This is a genomic window from Bacteroides sp. AM37-9, from assembly GCF_003603455.1.
GTDB lineage: Bacteria > Bacteroidota > Bacteroidia > Bacteroidales > Bacteroidaceae > Bacteroides > Bacteroides xylanisolvens.
Map to the genome: position 1 here is coordinate 1 of NZ_QTNF01000037.1, position 15,979 is coordinate 15,979.

Below are 15,979 nucleotides of genomic sequence, written 5' to 3' on the forward strand. Positions count from 1 at the left end.
GTTCCCCGCCTGGAAACGGGAAGTTAATGTATACAATAAACTTTTGCCCTCCTAGAGAATTGGCTTATGTAAGGTTTATACTGTGTGGCAGATACTTTATCTGCAACCTATCTGCCGCAGGTATCTGCAACGCTCCAACTATTTATCAACTAGTGCATTACACGCGTTTAGTTGCAGGTGGCAGATGTTTTCATGTTTTTTCAACTTTATAGTAGGAGGATTACGCATCAAAATTAGGGTCACAACCGTAAGTCATAAAACAGATTCACCTCTGTGCCCTCTGTGTACTCTGTGGTGAAAACAGTGCAGACATGAATAAGATTCACTTCTGCGGCCTATATGGTGAATAAATTCAGAACGTTATAGGAAAGTAAAAGAATAACTTCCACGCGAGTGAAGGTTTTCTTTTACTTTTCTTTTTTTATAATAGTTGAAATCATAAAGTAGCTTACTTTTGTTCTTTCTCTTATATTATATAATCTAAAATAACTAGTGATGCAAAAAATGAATAAAAATGGATTTAGCCAATGTGCCGGAGCGTACATTGAGCGTTTGCGAAAAGAAGGGCGATATTCTACCGCTCATGTTTATAAGAATGCTCTTTTTTCTTTTAGTAAGTTTTGTAGAACAGGTAACATATCGTTCAGGCAAGTCACCCGGGAATGTTTACGATGCTATGGACAGCATCTTTACGAGTCCGGGTTAAAACTCAATACGGTTTCTACTTATATGCGTATGTTGCGTAGTATCTATAATCGGGGAGTAGAAGCGGGAAGTGCCCCTTATGTTCCCCGGTTGTTTCATGATGTCTATACAGGCGTGGATATCCGGCAAAAGAAAGCATTGCCTGTGACCGAATTGCACAAACTACTGTATGAGGACCCGAAATCCGAACGTTTGCGTCGTACGCAGACGATTGCAGCTCTGATGTTTCAGTTCTGTGGAATGTCATTCGCGGATTTGGCGCATTTGGAGAAATCGGCTTTAGACCGGAATGTGCTTCAATATAACCGTATCAAGACTAAAACACCTATAAGCCTGGAAATTCTGGAAAGTGCAAAAGAGATGGTGAATCAGCTTCGAAGCAATAAACCCGCTCTTCCTGATTGTCCCGACTATTTATTCGATATTCTGCATGGTGATAAGAAGCGGAAAGATGAAAAAGCATATAAAGAATATCAGTCTGCTCTTCGTCGTTTTAATAATTCTTTGAAGGATTTGGCGAGAGTGTTGCGCTTGAATTCGCCCGTCACTTCATATACCTTCCGACATTCTTGGGCCACTACTGCTAAGTATCGCGGAGTTCCGATTGAAATGATTAGTGAATCGCTGGGACACAAATCTATTAAAACCACACAAATATATCTGAAAGGCTTTGGATTAAGAGAACGCACAGAAGTAAATAGAAAGAATTTATCTTACGTTAAAAATTACAATGTAAGTAGGTAATAGATAGACAAAACTTTAATAATCAGTATTTAAATGTATCTGTTACTTCTTAGGTAACGGAATCAAATATGACGCAAAGATAGACAAAAATATAAATAGCAAACAAATATTCCCCCATTTTTTTTCGTTTTATCTGATGCATACGGCAAAAAAAAATCCGAACATGAAATAATCATATCTTCATGCCCTCTGATTTATATGTCCTGTCTTAAAAAGAATTTCCCCCTTCGCTAAAGGCAAAAACTCTTCTATCACTGTAATTGTCGATGTTTTTCTCTATTCTCATTCCGATTGGTCTTGGTTGTGTGTTTACTGTTACCTAAGAAGTAACAGAATTATATAAGGTAAAAATAGTGGATTAATCAAAAAAGTTTTGAGAATATCTCTATTTAAAAGTATAACATACAAATAAAGATGAAACAAACTAAAGCGGCTTTTAGGAATAAGCCATTTATTTCGTTAAAAGGTAGTATTCTATTTCTGATACTCATTCCGATGAGCGGTCTGGTTCACGCGCAATATTCCATGGGAACAACGGGGCAGTTGATGATACCTACCGCTGAAATGCAGGAGACCGGTACATTTATGGGAGGAGTCAATTTCTTACCCGAGCAAGTTACTCCATCGGTTTTCAGTTTTCCTACCATGAACTATTTTGTAGATATGACTCTTTTTTCTTTTATCGAATTCACTTACCGGATGACATTACTCAAAATGACAACCGGTACAGGCAGGACGGGTTATCATAATCAGGACCGTTCTAATACGATTCGTATTCGTCCGCTAAAAGAAAGTCGCTATTTCCCAGCTGTTGTGATTGGTGGAGATGATCTTTTGACGGAGAAGAAGACTCCGTATTGGGGAGCTTATTATGGTGTGTTGACAAAGACTATCGGGTTTCGTTCGGGAGACCAATTGGCTGTAACGGCCGGATGGTATATTCATCAAGGTGATTGTCGTGTATTTAATAAAGGACCTTTCGGAGGTGTCCGCTATACGCCTTCTTTTTGCAAAGAATTGAAGTTGATGGTGGAATATGATACGCGTGGATGGAATATGGGTGCTGCCATGCGCTTTTGGAAGCATTTGTCCGTCAATGTGTTTACTCGTGAATTTACATGTGTTTCCGCCGGTCTGCGGTATGAATGTACATTAATGCATTAAAAGAAGATGAAAAGGATTGTTAGTGTGACCGCTGTTTTTCTCTGTGGTATTTCTTTGTTACAGGCACAGCCTGTTCGTGTGAGTGAGACACTGAAAGAGTTGGATATGGAGAATATTTCAGTTGTGGAGAAAAGGGACACGATAACTGCGGCTTTTGAGACCTCTGCTTATAGAGGTATTTATAATGGAATCGGTATTGCCATACGCCATTTGGTTACTATACCGGAAATACCGACTTTGCAGCTACTTATATTAGATAATGCCTTACCACAATTATGCATAACCATCCCTGCAGAATTGATTCAAAAATATCAGTCCGGTGAATGTGCGTTGGATGAAGTGTATCGTAAGATGGGGATAACTACTTCTACCGAAACTGCTGTACGGCAGCTGAAAGGCGTAAAACGAAAAGAAAGTTCTTTCGGTAAGGTCGATTTGGTAGTATATCCCAACGTGATGTTAGTCAATAATGTAACTTATAAGTTGTATAAAGCGGCTCTCGAGTTGCAACCTGCCGTGGAAATGCAATTATGGAAAGGCGCCTCGCTACGGATGCAGGTTTCTTTGCCTATTGTAAGTAATGAAGATGGCAAGTGGAACTGCGTTCGCCTGGGATACATGACTTTTCGTCAGGATTTTCGCTTGGCTAATCATTGGAAAGGATACCTCACAGGCGGTAGTTTCTCGAATGACCGTCAAGGACTTGCAGCAGGCATCGGCTATTTTTCAGCAAATGGTCGGTGGACGGTAGAAGGTGGAGGAGGAATAACCGGCTCTGCTCATTTCTATGGTAGCGAATGGAAAATGAGTCAATGGAAAAGAGTCAATGGACAAATTAGTGTAGGATATTATATTCCGGAAGTGAATACCTTGGTGAAAGTAGAAGGAGATCGCTTTATTTATGGCGATTATGGAGTACGCGGAACTCTTTCACGCTACTTCGGCGAATATATTGTAGGTATATATGGTATGTATACAAATGGAGCAACGAATGCAGGATTCAACTTTTCTATTCCATTACCGGGAAAGAAACGCAAGCGACATCTGCTACGGGTAATGCTTCCCGAATATTTTGCTTTTCAGTATGATATGCGTAGCGGGAATGAATATGCCCATCGTTCGTTGGGCGAAAGTTATAGTGTTGAACCTAAGTCGGCAGAGAATTCACATTTCTGGCAGCCGGATTATATTCGATATTATTTGATTAAAACGAGTGAGAAGTGAAACATGATTGATATTTTAACTAGTATTTTTAACAAAATTGAAACATTATGAAAAGTGTAAAATGGTTTTATGTGGGTGCCATGGCAATAGCCTTGGGTATGTTAACTTTTGCGACAGTAGCCTGTCACGATGATGATGACGATCCGAAACCGGCAGAAGGGGAAGTAATTGAAACTCCAAAACCGGTAGTGGAGTATTACATTATGGGTACGGTGACTTCCGGAGGAACAGCAATGAATGGGGTAAAGGTAAAAGTGGGTAGTAAAAATTACACAACCGACTCGAATGGTAAGTTCTCTGTTACAGAAAGTGCTACAGGTACTTATAGTATTGAAGCGTCTTCTAATGGATATCTTTCACAGAAAACGTCAGTTGTCATTGCAGAGAATGCAGAGAATCGTAGTGTGGTAACGGTAGCTCTGGCTCTGACAAAGGAGAGTCCGAAAGAGACTGTGTCAATAACGGCAGCAGAAGAAACTAAGGTAGAGGATAAGAGTGAATCGAATCTGGCAATTGAAGAGCCGGGAGAAGTTGCTCCGGAAGAAGTGGTAGAGGATAAACCACTCGTAAAAGTCGAATTGGCAATACCGGCAGGTGCAATTGAGGCAACAGGAGAGAATGCAGAAATTGTTAAAGATGGTAAAGTAGACATCAGTGTAACAACCTTTGTTCCTGCTCCTGCAGAAGTAACTACTGAAGTAAAGGCTGAAGAAGTGAATAAAGATATACCTAAAAGCATCCCTTTAGCTGCTGCTAAATTTGAACCGTCTGGTTTGCAATTTGCAAAAAAGGTTACGATTTCTATTCCTAACCCTATCCCTGGAATAACATTCGCTGATGCTGATATGATACTTACTTATCAGAATCCAGATACAGGAGAATGGGGAGATGCAAAAGATAATCAGGGAAATGTAATTAAAAATATATCTTCTACTACAGAAGGTGGAGCTGTCACTGCGTATACAGCCGATGTCGATCACTTCTCTGCTTATGCTATAGAGAATAAAGTATACAGCAAGATTAGTAATGAAACTGTGACAACTACTATTCTAGGACAAGCTAGTCGTGATAATAGCGAGAATGCTAAAGCAGTGACTGGTATTGAACTGAAATATAAGGAAAAGTCTGGTTGGGACTATGATAAGAATGATGCTGCTCTTGTTGCTGAAGTAAAATCGCAATTAGGAGCTGGTGCTAGTGCTGAAGATACAAAAACGGTGAATGCAATGGTTGCTTTCATGAAAACTCGTATGTTCTCATTAATGGGATCGGTATCTGGCATTACGGAAACTGAACGTGTTTATAACACTGTAAATGTAAACGGATACACCACTATGAGTTATACTTGCTATGCAAAAGCTCGTACTACCACATTGACGGCTAATGTAAAGTTTAATGGTCAAAACAAGACGGTTTCGATTACAGCAACTCGTTATACCGGAACGGATCATCAATATAAGACGGTTACTTATAATCCGACACATAGCGGCGGTAAGGGTGGTAGTATTTAAGATGTTTTATAGTAAGGGGCTTGGATTCGTTTGTAGCATTGAATCCCTGCCTTAGCCGATTAGGAAAAAGTACAGAGGTACATCTTTACCTAATCGGGGCCACGCATCAGATTTTATTTTGATGCACATTTCCCTGAATATCAACTGTCTGTGAAGATCGTTGATATGATTTGAAACGATTCATTGAATCGATATGTAATATTTTTAATAAAACCCTTTTGAATATGTTCCTTTTTTAATAAACCCTTTGGGGCATGTTCATATAGAGTATAGAGGGAGGAGATCACTGTGAAGCGGTCTCCTCTTTTGCTTTTTGAAAATATTGTATTACGCGAAGTAGTATTGCTAAAATCTGTCTTCCTTGGAGTGTTATTATATTCTTTTTGACTAGATTTGACTAGAAGTAATACCCTAAATTCACAAAACAACTTCCTTTGTCCGTCTGATTGGAGTATCCCAACGATATTTCCAATGGTCCGAAGATGCTGTCCATTCCATAACCTGCACTAACACCGAATAATTGCTTGCCTTTCAATATATCGAAGAAATTACTATCCGTTAGCCCGTAGTTACCCGTCAGCGTGAGATAATGAATGGCTCCCATACGTTGTCTGAACTTAATAGACGCAATCATGATGGTGTTATCCATCAATTCCAGATTGGTGACCCCGGCAAATGGTAATTGCTGTGGAATATAGAAACCGGGTACGTCACCGCCAATGGCATTTTGCAGCGGATAAGGAAAATCTCTTCCGATCAGGATACGTCCATAAATGGAAGGAATGACGGAGAAACGGCGGGTCACAGGGATGACACTTGCCCACGAAGCATTCAATGCTGAAAATGGAGCATGGTCGTTGTATTGTGCCATGTTATCCGTATAAAGCGAATAGGCGGCTCTGAAGTCACTTCCTTTAGAAGGGAAGCGTCCTTTATCGTATGTATTATATTGCACTTGGGCAAAATAACTTAGAAAATGTTCCGATTCCACTTTCAGATCGGAGATTTCAGGTTTCTTGAACAGGAAATCTTTATACTTGTAATATTCAAAACGCAGACCAAGTCCGAAGCGGAAATTCTTGTACCATACATCGGAGAAACCGAATTCTGCCAGATGATATTTATACGTTGTATTATAGGCACGGTCACCTTCCTCGTAAATGTTGATATCGTTGTATTGGAACATATACGAGAAGTTGAAATTACGTTGCTGCATCGGTTCTAGCGTATAGTCTATGCGGGCAGCATATCGTTTACCCAATCGACCGGTAAGAGCCAGGCGGGAAGGAATATGAGTTTTGAGGTCTGCCGTTGCATTCACCAATAAAGACGCGATTTCTTCCGAATCGAAACGGATGCCCAGATTGATTCTTCTTTCGTATTTTTCCTGCAACAGGAAGTTGAGGTGATAACCTTCAGGAGTCTCTTTCAACGTATAGCTGGCACTGGAATAGGATTGGCTGCCACGTAATTGATACAAGGCCTGTTCTATTTGTTGAGTGGTAATGTCACTGTTTTCTTTCAGATTACATTTCTTCATCAGCCATTTTTTATCATCCACCTCTACACCGGAAAATGAGATGTCCGTCACATAAACTGTGCGTGCATTGGAAAGAGAAGAATAAGGGCCATGTTGCTTCGGAGTATAATCTTCGGCTATTCCTATCTTCTTTTTCAAGGCAAGCAACGAATTCCATTGTTCTTTAGCCGCTTCTTCGCCTCTTCGCATCAGAGTGTCGATGGCAGCCGGAGTAAAACTGGCAGATGAATATCCCTCCACATTGACACGGATATAAGTGTCTGTGAGGTCTACATTCTTTTCGTGGTTAGACTGGCAGGTGATGTCTACAATCTGTCCCAGAATATCGGGGACGCTGTTGAGCTTGTCAGCCTTCTTCAAAGCATTCTGCACGTCTACTCCGATAATAATATCGGCTCCCATGGCTTTCACAACATCTGCCGGATAGTTGTTTACAATGCCGCCGTCTACTAATACCATACTGTCTTGCCGTACCGGAGTGAATACACCCGGAATAGCCATACTGGCACGCATAGCGGTTGAGAGTATTCCGTCATGGAATACAATTTGCTCTCCATTGACAACATTGGCCGCTACACAAGCAAAAGGAATGGGAAGTTTATTGAAGTCGATGGAGTCATGATACCCCACAGTGAGATCTGAAAATAGGTTAGCCAGATTTTGCCCTTTCATGAGTCCTCCGGCAGCAGCATCCTTGGGAGTTTTGGTGAAAGGGATAGAGACTGTATATTTTTCAGACCGCTCACGATCAGTCAATGACATGGCACTTCGTTTGATACGGTCGCTCAACAGGAATGTCCAATCTTGTTTTCGTACCATGCTGTCCAATTGTTCCGTAGTATAACCGATGGCATACAGACCACCTACGATAGCTCCCATACTGGTGCCGGCTATATAGTCAATAGGAATTCCGGCTTCCTCAATTACTTTCAGTGCTTTGATGTGTGCCATTCCTTTGGCACCGCCACCGCTTAGAACGACACCTACCTTTTTCCTTTGCTCTTGAGAATGCAAAGAAAAAGGCAATAAGATGCCAATTGATAAAACTAATGTTGAAAAGATTTGTTTTTTCATTAGGATGTGGTCTAGTGTTGATGTTTAATATAATACAAATGTAGAGCATAATTTGTTTAGTTGTTGAAATGGGAACTAAAAAAATGTTCCAAAAGTCGGAAATGTGGATTTTTTCTACACCATACAGTGAATTTCCACACTTTCTGCAAAACGAAGAAATATCTAATGCTTTGATTTTAAGCAAATAATGCAGGTAACGCATTTTTGGTATATGAGTTGTAAATAAGGATATAGAACAAACATAAGTTAAATTAAATAATAAGATTCGATATGAGATTATTCTTTTCGAAACATGAGTTGAAACTGAGGAGAAAGAGAACCATTGCTGCTATTATGTGTATGGTAGTTGTGTTGGGTGTGTATTGGATACTGACCCGACCTCAGAAGGCTGCGCCGGAAATGCCGACAGTCATTGTTGAACCGGTAGTGAAAGACGACGTAGAGATATACGGGGAATATGTGGGGCGTATTCGTGCCCAACAGTTCGTCGAAGTACGTGCCCGTGTGGAAGGTTATCTGGAAAATATGCTTTTTGCCGAAGGGACATATGTCAATAAGAATCAGGTTTTGTTTGTAATCAACCAGGACCAGTATCGTGCCAAAGCAGATAAAGCCAGAGCGCAATTGAAAAAAGACGAAGCGCAGGCTTTGAAAGCGGAACGTGATTTAAAACGTATCCGTCCGTTGTTTGAACAGAACGCTGCAAGTCAGTTGGACTTGGATAATGCGGAAGCCGCTTATGAAAGTGCCGAGGCAACGGTAGCCATGAGCGAGGCGGATTTGGCACAGGCTGAACTGGAATTGGGTTATACCATTGTTCGTTCGCCCTTATCGGGACACATTAGTGAAAGAAATGTGGACTTGGGTACGTTAGTCGGCCCCGGAGGAAAATCATTGCTTGCTACCATTGTGAAGAGTGATACAGTATTGGTGGATTTCAGTATGACAGCACTCGATTATTTGAAGAGTAAAGAAAGAAACATTAATTTGGGACAGCAGGATTCCACCCGTTCCTGGCAGCCGAATATTACCATTACATTGGCAGATAATACCGTCTATCCATTTAAAGGATATGTGGATTTTGCCGAACCGCAAGTCGATCCTCAAACCGGAACTTTCTCTGTACGTGCAGAAATGCCGAATCCGAAACAAGTATTGTTGCCGGGACAATTTACAAAGGTAAAGTTGTTGCTGGATGTTCGTGAAGGTGCACTGGTTGTTCCGATGAAAGCCGTTACCATCGAAAAGGGTGGAGCATATATTTATACCATGCGCAAAGATAATGCGGTAGAGAAACGTTTTATCGAATTAGGACCGGAAGTCGGGAATAATGTGGTGGTAGAAAGAGGACTGGCAGAAGGAGAAATGGTGGTTGTAGAAGGGTTCCATAAGTTGACTCCGGGCATGAAAGTACGGGTCAGTGATCCGGAAGCCGAAGCTGGGGACAGTATAACTACGACAAAAAATGAAGTGACCGGAGTAAAAGAAAACACTACCGGAACGAAGGATAACGCGAAAGGAGAATAAACGATGAAAGTTACTTTTTTTATAGATAGGCCGGTCTTCTCGGCCGTAATCTCCATCGTGATTGTGATTGTCGGCATTATTGGTCTGACGATGCTTCCGGTGGATCAATATCCGCAGATTACCCCTCCGGTGGTGAAGATCAGCGCATCCTATCCGGGTGCCAGCGCACTTACCGTGTCGCAGGCAGTAGCCACTCCGATTGAGCAGGAAATCAATGGTACGCCGGGTATGCTTTATATGGAATCAAACAGTTCTAACTCCGGAGGTTTTTCGGCAACGGTCACTTTTGATGTATCTGCTGATCCGGATTTGGCAGCCGTTGAGATTCAAAACCGTGTGAAACTGGCGGAATCCCGTCTGCCGGCGGAAGTCATTCAGAATGGTATTTCAGTAGAAAAACAGGCTCCCAGTCAGTTGATGACGCTTTGTTTGACTTCTACTGATCCGAAGTTCGACGAAATTTATTTGAGTAACTTTGCTACTATCAACGTGCTCGATGTAATTCGCCGTATTCCTGGGGTTGGACGTGTATCTAATATCGGTAGCCGCTATTATGCGATGCAGATATGGGCGCAACCCGATAAGTTGGCAAACTTTGGACTGACCGTGCAGGATTTACAGAATGCATTGAAGGATCAGAACCGTGAATCGGCAGCTGGTGTATTGGGGCAACAGCCGGTACAGGGACTGGATATTACCATTCCTATTACGACTCAAGGACGTTTGTCTTCCGTGGGACAGTTTGAAGATATTGTAGTGCGTGCCAATGCCAACGGGTCCATTATTCGATTGAAAGATGTGGCGCGTGTATCGTTGGAGGCCTCTTCTTATAACACAGAAAGTGGTATCAACGGCGAGAATGCTGCTGTTCTTGGCATTTATATGTTGCCGGGAGCAAATGCGATGGAAGTAGCCGAGAGGGTCAAAGAGGCTATGGATGAGATTAGCAAGAACTTTCCGGAAGGATTGAGCTATGAGATTCCGTTCGATATGACGACCTATATTTCCGAATCTATTCATGAAGTATATAAGACGTTGTTTGAAGCGTTGGTATTAGTTGTATTGGTGGTTTATCTATCCTTGCAGAGCTGGCGTGCAACGTTGATTCCGGTAGTAGCGGTGCCTATTTCATTGATCGGTACTTTCGGATTCATGTTGATTTTCGGTTTCTCGCTGAATATACTGACATTACTCGGATTGATTCTTGCCATCGGTATTGTTGTGGATGATGCGATTGTGGTGGTGGAAGGCGTAGAACATATCATGGAAACGGAACATCTAAGCCCATACGAAGCAACGAAGAAAGCGATGAACGGACTTGCTAGTGCTTTGATTGCCACATCACTGGTATTGGCGGCAGTGTTCGTTCCGGTTAGTTTTTTAAGTGGGATTACAGGGCAGTTGTATCGCCAGTTTACGGTGACGATTGTGGTGTCCGTACTTATTTCTACGGTAGTGGCTCTGACATTGAGCCCGGTGATGTGTTCATTGATTCTGAAGCCGGATAACGGAAAGAAAAAGAATATCGTTTTCCGGAAGATTAATGAATGGCTGGGTATTGGTAGCAATAAATATGTGGCTGCTGTGACTCGTACGATCAAGCATCCTCGCCGGGTTTTGAGTGCTTTTGGTATGGTGTTGATCGCTATTATGCTGATTCACCGCATTATTCCGACCAGTTTCTTGCCTGTGGAAGATCAGGGATATTTCAAGATTGAATTGGAACTGCCGGAAGGAGCTACTTTGGAACGTACCCGTATCGTAACAGAACGCGCCATTGCTTATTTGGAAAAGAATCCATATATTGAATATATACAGAACGTAACAGGAAGTAGTCCGCGTGTTGGAAGTAACCAGGGACGTGCTGAACTGACGGTGATCCTGAAACCTTGGGAAGAGCGGAAGAACACCACTATTGAGAAGATTATGGATACGGTGGAAAAACATTTGAGGGAATATCCAGAATGTAAAGTCTATCTGTCCACTCCTCCGGTTATTCCGGGACTGGGTAGCTCGGGAGGTTTTGAAATGCAATTGGAAGCCCGTGGAGAAGCCACTTTCGATAATTTGGTAGACGCGGCAGATACATTAATGTACTACGCATCCAAACGCAAAGAATTAGCAGGACTGTCATCTTCCTTGCAATCGGAAATACCGCAACTCTATTTCGATGTAGACCGTGACAAAGTAAAGATGCTGGGTGTGCCACTGGCTGATGTGTTCTCTACCATGAAGGCTTATACCGGTTCGGTGTATGTGAATGACTTTAATATGTTCAACCGTATATATAAGGTTTACATTCAGGCGGAAGCTCCTTACCGGGAACACAAAGACAACATCAATCTGTTCTTCGTGAAAGCCTCCAATGGAGCGATGGTACCATTGACTTCTTTAGGAAATGCCTCCTATACCACAGGACCGGGAAGTATTAAACGTTTCAATATGTTTACTACGGCCGTTATTCGTGGAGCAGCTGCACAGGGATATAGTTCCGGACAGGCAATGGAGATCATGGAGCAGATTGCCCGTGACCATCTTCCCGATAATATCGGTCTTGAATGGAGTGGTCTTTCTTATCAGGAGAAGCAGGCGGGAGGTCAGACAGGCATGGTGATGGCATTGGTATTCCTGTTCGTTTTCCTTTTCCTTGCTGCGCAATACGAAAGTTGGACAGTGCCTATTGCCGTATTGCTTTCTTTACCTGTTGCCGCTTTGGGAGCCTATTTAGGAGTCTGGGTTTGCGGATTGGAGAACGATGTCTATTTCCAGATTGGTCTGGTAATGCTGGTGGGACTTGCCGCTAAGAACGCGATTTTGATTGTAGAGTTTGCAAAAGTACAGGTAGATAAAGGTGAAGACCTGGTGCAGTCGGCTATCTACGCAGCCAAATTGCGTTTCCGTCCGATTTTGATGACTTCTCTCGCATTCGTACTCGGTATGCTTCCGATGGTATTGGCAAGCGGTCCGGGGTCGGCAAGCCGGCAGGCAATCGGTACAGGTGTATTTTTCGGAATGATATTTGCCATTGTATTCGGTATCATTCTTGTGCCGTTCTTCTTTGTGATGGTGTATAAAACAAAGTCGAAAATTTTAAAACATAAGAAATAATGAAACGAAAGAAACTATATATTGCTATCCTGTTACTTGCCGGGGTCTTGACTTCCTGCAAGGTAGGGAAAAGCTATGTCCGTCCTGATCTTCATTTGCCCGACAGCTTGGAAAGAGCGCAAGACTCGATCAGCTTCGGCGATCAGGACTGGAGGGATATTTATACGGATGCTACCTTGAGAAGCCTGATTGAACGTGCACTGGATCACAACAAGGATATGTTGATTGCCGCTGCCCGTGTGAAAGAAATGGCAGCGCAGAAACGTATTTCCACCGCTGCGTTACTTCCGGATATCAAAGGAAAAGTAACGGCAGAACGTGAACTTGAAAATCATGGAGGAGACGCTTTCAAGAGATCAGATACCTTTGAAGCACAATTTCTCGTTTCATGGGAACTTGATCTTTGGGGAAATCTGCGTTGGGCACGTTCGGCCAGTATTGCCGAGTATCTGCAATCTATCGAGGCACAACGCGCATTGCGGATGACGATTGTTGCTGAAGTGGCACAGGCTTACTATGAACTGGTAGCCCTAGATACAGAGCTTGACATTGTAAAGCAAACATTGAAAGCCCGTGAAGAAGGAGTACGTTTGGCACGTATCCGGTTTGCCGGTGGATTGACCTCCGAGACTTCCTATCGGCAGGCACAAGTGGAATTGGCGCGTACGGCAACTTTGGTTCCTGATCTGGAACGTAAAATTTCCCTGAAAGAAAACGATATTGCTTATCTTGCCGGTGAATATCCTAATAAGATAGCCCGTTCCCGTTTGCTTCAGGAATTTAACTCTCCGGAAACACTTCCTGTTGGATTGCCATCTACATTGTTGGAACGCCGTCCCGACATCCGTCAGGCAGAGCAGAAATTGATTGCTGCCAATGCGAAAGTGGGAGTGGCTTATACAAATATGTTCCCGCGTCTTGCCCTGACAGGTGGTTTCGGTAGTGAAAGTACTTCTTTGTCGGAACTTTTGAAATCTCCTTATGCAGTGATGGAAGGAGCTTTATTAACTCCGATCTTTGGCTGGGGAAAGAACCGTGCGGCATTGAAAGCAAAAAAGGCTGCTTATGAAGCTGAAGTACATAGTTATGAAAAAGCCGTACTGGAAGCTTTCAAGGAAACACGTAATGCAATTGTCAATTTCAACAAGATCAAGGAAGTGTATGAACTTCGTGCCAATTTGGAACGTTCGGCCAAGAGCTATATGGACCTGGCACAACTGCAATACATCAATGGAGTCATTAATTATCTGGATGTATTGGATGCCCAACGTGGATATTTTGATGCACAGATTGGGTTGAGTAATGCTATCCGTGACGAGTTGATTGCGGTAGTTCAACTCTATAAGGCTCTTGGTGGAGGCTGGGAACAAAATCCCTAGAATTATCATATCGATTCACTCATTGAAGAAAACGTAAAGGCTATCTCCCGCACCGGGAGGTAGCCTTAATTTTTCTTTCTTCTTCCTTTTGTCTTAAAAACAACAACAGAAGAATTTTCATAATTCGGAAAAAAGTGCGAAATTTGCAACGCTTTTCAAGTTTGACAAGAAACTTACTAACACCTTTAAATAAAAAATTAAAGAAAATGACTAAAAGTGCATTGCAAATCGCAAGGGCTGCTTACCAGCCCAAACTTCCGAAAGCATTGGCATCAGGAGCTGTTAAGGCTGTAGCAGGTGCTGCTACTCAATCTGTAGCCGATCAGGAAGCTATCAAAGCATTATTCCCGAACACGTATGGAATGCCGTTGATTACATTCGAAGCTGGTGAAGCTGTTGCTCTTCCCGCTATGAACGTAGGTGTAATTCTTTCCGGTGGTCAGGCTCCGGGCGGACACAATGTAATCTCCGGTTTGTTCGACGGTATCAAGAAATTGAACCCGGAAAACAAATTATATGGTTTTATCCTGGGTCCTGGTGGTCTGGTAGATCACAACTATATGGAACTGACTGCTGATATTATCGACGAATACCGTAACACAGGTGGTTTCGATATCATCGGTTCCGGACGTACGAAACTGGAAGCAGAAAGCCAGTTCGAAAAGGGATATGAAATCATCAAAGAACTTGGCATCAAAGCATTGGTTATCATTGGTGGTGACGACTCTAACACAAACGCTTGTGTATTAGCTGAATACTATGCTGCTAAGAAGTATGGTGTACAGGTAATCGGTTGCCCGAAAACAATCGACGGTGACTTGAAGAACGATATGATTGAAACTTCTTTCGGTTTCGATACAGCATGTAAGACTTATGCAGAAGTAATCGGTAACATCCAACGTGACTGTAACTCTGCACGTAAATACTGGCACTTCATCAAATTGATGGGTCGTTCGGCTTCTCACATCGCACTGGAATGTGCTTTGCAGGTACAGCCTAACGTATGTATCGTTTCTGAAGAAGTAGAAGCTAAAGATATGTCTTTGGACGATGTAGTGACTTACATCGCTAAAGTGGTAGCTGACCGTGCCGCACAGGGAAACAACTTCGGTACTGTATTGATTCCGGAAGGATTGGTAGAATTCATTCCTGCCATGAAACGCCTGATTGCTGAATTGAACGACTTCCTGGCTGCTAATGCTGAAGAATTCGGTCAGATTAAGAAATCTCACCAACGTGGTTATATCATCCGCAAACTTTCTCCGGAAAACTCTGCTATCTACGCAAGTCTGCCGGAAGGTGTTGCCCGTCAGTTGACTTTGGATCGTGACCCGCACGGAAACGTTCAGGTATCACTGATCGAAACAGAAAAGCTGTTGTCTGAAATGGTAGCTACTAAGTTGGCTGCATGGAAAGAAGAAGGCAAGTATGTTGGTAAATTTGCTGCTCAACACCACTTCTTCGGTTATGAAGGACGTTGTGCTGCTCCGTCAAACTTTGACGCTGACTATTGCTACTCTCTGGGTTACACAGCTTCTATGTTGATTGCTAACGGCAAGACTGGTTATATGTCTTCTGTACGCAATACAACTGCTCCTGCTGCTGAATGGATTGCTGGTGGTGTGCCTATCACTATGATGATGAACATGGAACGTCGCCACGGTGAAATGAAACCGGTTATCCAGAAAGCATTGGTGAAACTGGATGGCGCTCCTTTCAAGGCATTTGCTGCGCAACGTGATCGTTGGGCTATCGAAACGGATTATGTATATCCGGGTCCGATCCAGTACTTCGGTCCTACAGAGGTTTGCGACCAGGCAACTAAGACTTTGCAGCTGGAACAAGCTAAATAAATACACTTCAGAGCAGTTGTTGATGTAACAGTTGCAATAACAGCTGCAATGAAAGATTCTTTCAGGCACGGACTACACGGAATACACGGTTTATAAGAAATAACTAAAAAACCGTGTTAATTCGCGTAATCCGTGCCTATCTCTAAAAAC

General features: G+C 42.6%; 9 protein-coding genes. 8 read left to right on the plus strand and 1 reads right to left on the minus strand.

Going from position 1 to position 15,979, the window contains the following annotated elements:
- The first annotated feature begins 495 nt into the window (after positions 1-495).
- The 4 genes from DW862_RS20850 (at position 496) to DW862_RS20865 (ending at position 5,348) form a co-directional block, all read left to right on the plus strand.
- Positions 496-1,449 carry a tyrosine-type DNA invertase cluster 3b gene (locus tag DW862_RS20850; protein ID WP_120070208.1) on the plus strand — a complete coding sequence of 318 codons (954 nt, stop codon included), beginning with the start codon at positions 496-498 and terminating at the stop codon, positions 1,447-1,449.
- Positions 1,450-1,863: 414 nt separating this feature from the next.
- Positions 1,864-2,613, plus strand: coding sequence for a YjbH domain-containing protein (locus DW862_RS20855; protein WP_004325599.1), 750 nt, complete (start codon positions 1,864-1,866; stop codon positions 2,611-2,613).
- Between the two features lie 6 nt (positions 2,614-2,619).
- A complete protein-coding gene (locus DW862_RS20860) occupies positions 2,620-3,837 on the plus strand; it encodes a hypothetical protein (protein ID WP_120070212.1) in 1,218 nt (405 codons plus the stop codon).
- Positions 3,838-3,884: 47 nt separating this feature from the next.
- Positions 3,885-5,348, plus strand: coding sequence for a carboxypeptidase-like regulatory domain-containing protein (locus tag DW862_RS20865; RefSeq protein ID WP_120070214.1), 1,464 nt, complete (start codon positions 3,885-3,887; stop codon positions 5,346-5,348).
- A 397-nt stretch (positions 5,349-5,745) separates the two neighbouring features.
- On the opposite strand, the gene DW862_RS20870 is transcribed toward DW862_RS20865, so the two are convergent.
- Positions 5,746-7,962, minus strand: a complete 2,217-nt coding sequence (locus DW862_RS20870; protein ID WP_008021830.1) for a patatin-like phospholipase family protein — start codon at positions 7,960-7,962, stop codon at positions 5,746-5,748.
- A gap of 270 nt (positions 7,963-8,232) precedes the next feature.
- Here DW862_RS20870 and DW862_RS20875 point away from each other — a divergent pair, with 270 nt between their 5' ends.
- From DW862_RS20875 to DW862_RS20890, 4 genes are all read left to right on the plus strand, one after another.
- The gene (locus tag DW862_RS20875; protein ID WP_004314976.1) at positions 8,233-9,489 is read left to right on the plus strand and encodes an efflux RND transporter periplasmic adaptor subunit; all 1,257 of its coding nucleotides are present in this window, start codon (positions 8,233-8,235) and stop codon (positions 9,487-9,489) included.
- A 3-nt stretch (positions 9,490-9,492) separates the two neighbouring features.
- The gene (locus tag DW862_RS20880; RefSeq protein ID WP_118408098.1) at positions 9,493-12,597 is read left to right on the plus strand and encodes an efflux RND transporter permease subunit; all 3,105 of its coding nucleotides are present in this window, start codon (positions 9,493-9,495) and stop codon (positions 12,595-12,597) included.
- Complete coding sequence (locus tag DW862_RS20885) at positions 12,597-13,976, plus strand: efflux transporter outer membrane subunit (RefSeq protein WP_008643984.1); 1,380 nt, start codon at positions 12,597-12,599, stop codon at positions 13,974-13,976. Before DW862_RS20880 ends, DW862_RS20885 begins: the two co-directional genes overlap by 1 nt.
- Before the next feature lie 206 nt (positions 13,977-14,182).
- The gene (locus DW862_RS20890) at positions 14,183-15,829 is read left to right on the plus strand and encodes a diphosphate--fructose-6-phosphate 1-phosphotransferase (RefSeq protein ID WP_120070216.1); all 1,647 of its coding nucleotides are present in this window, start codon (positions 14,183-14,185) and stop codon (positions 15,827-15,829) included.
- Positions 15,830-15,979 lie beyond the last annotated feature (150 nt).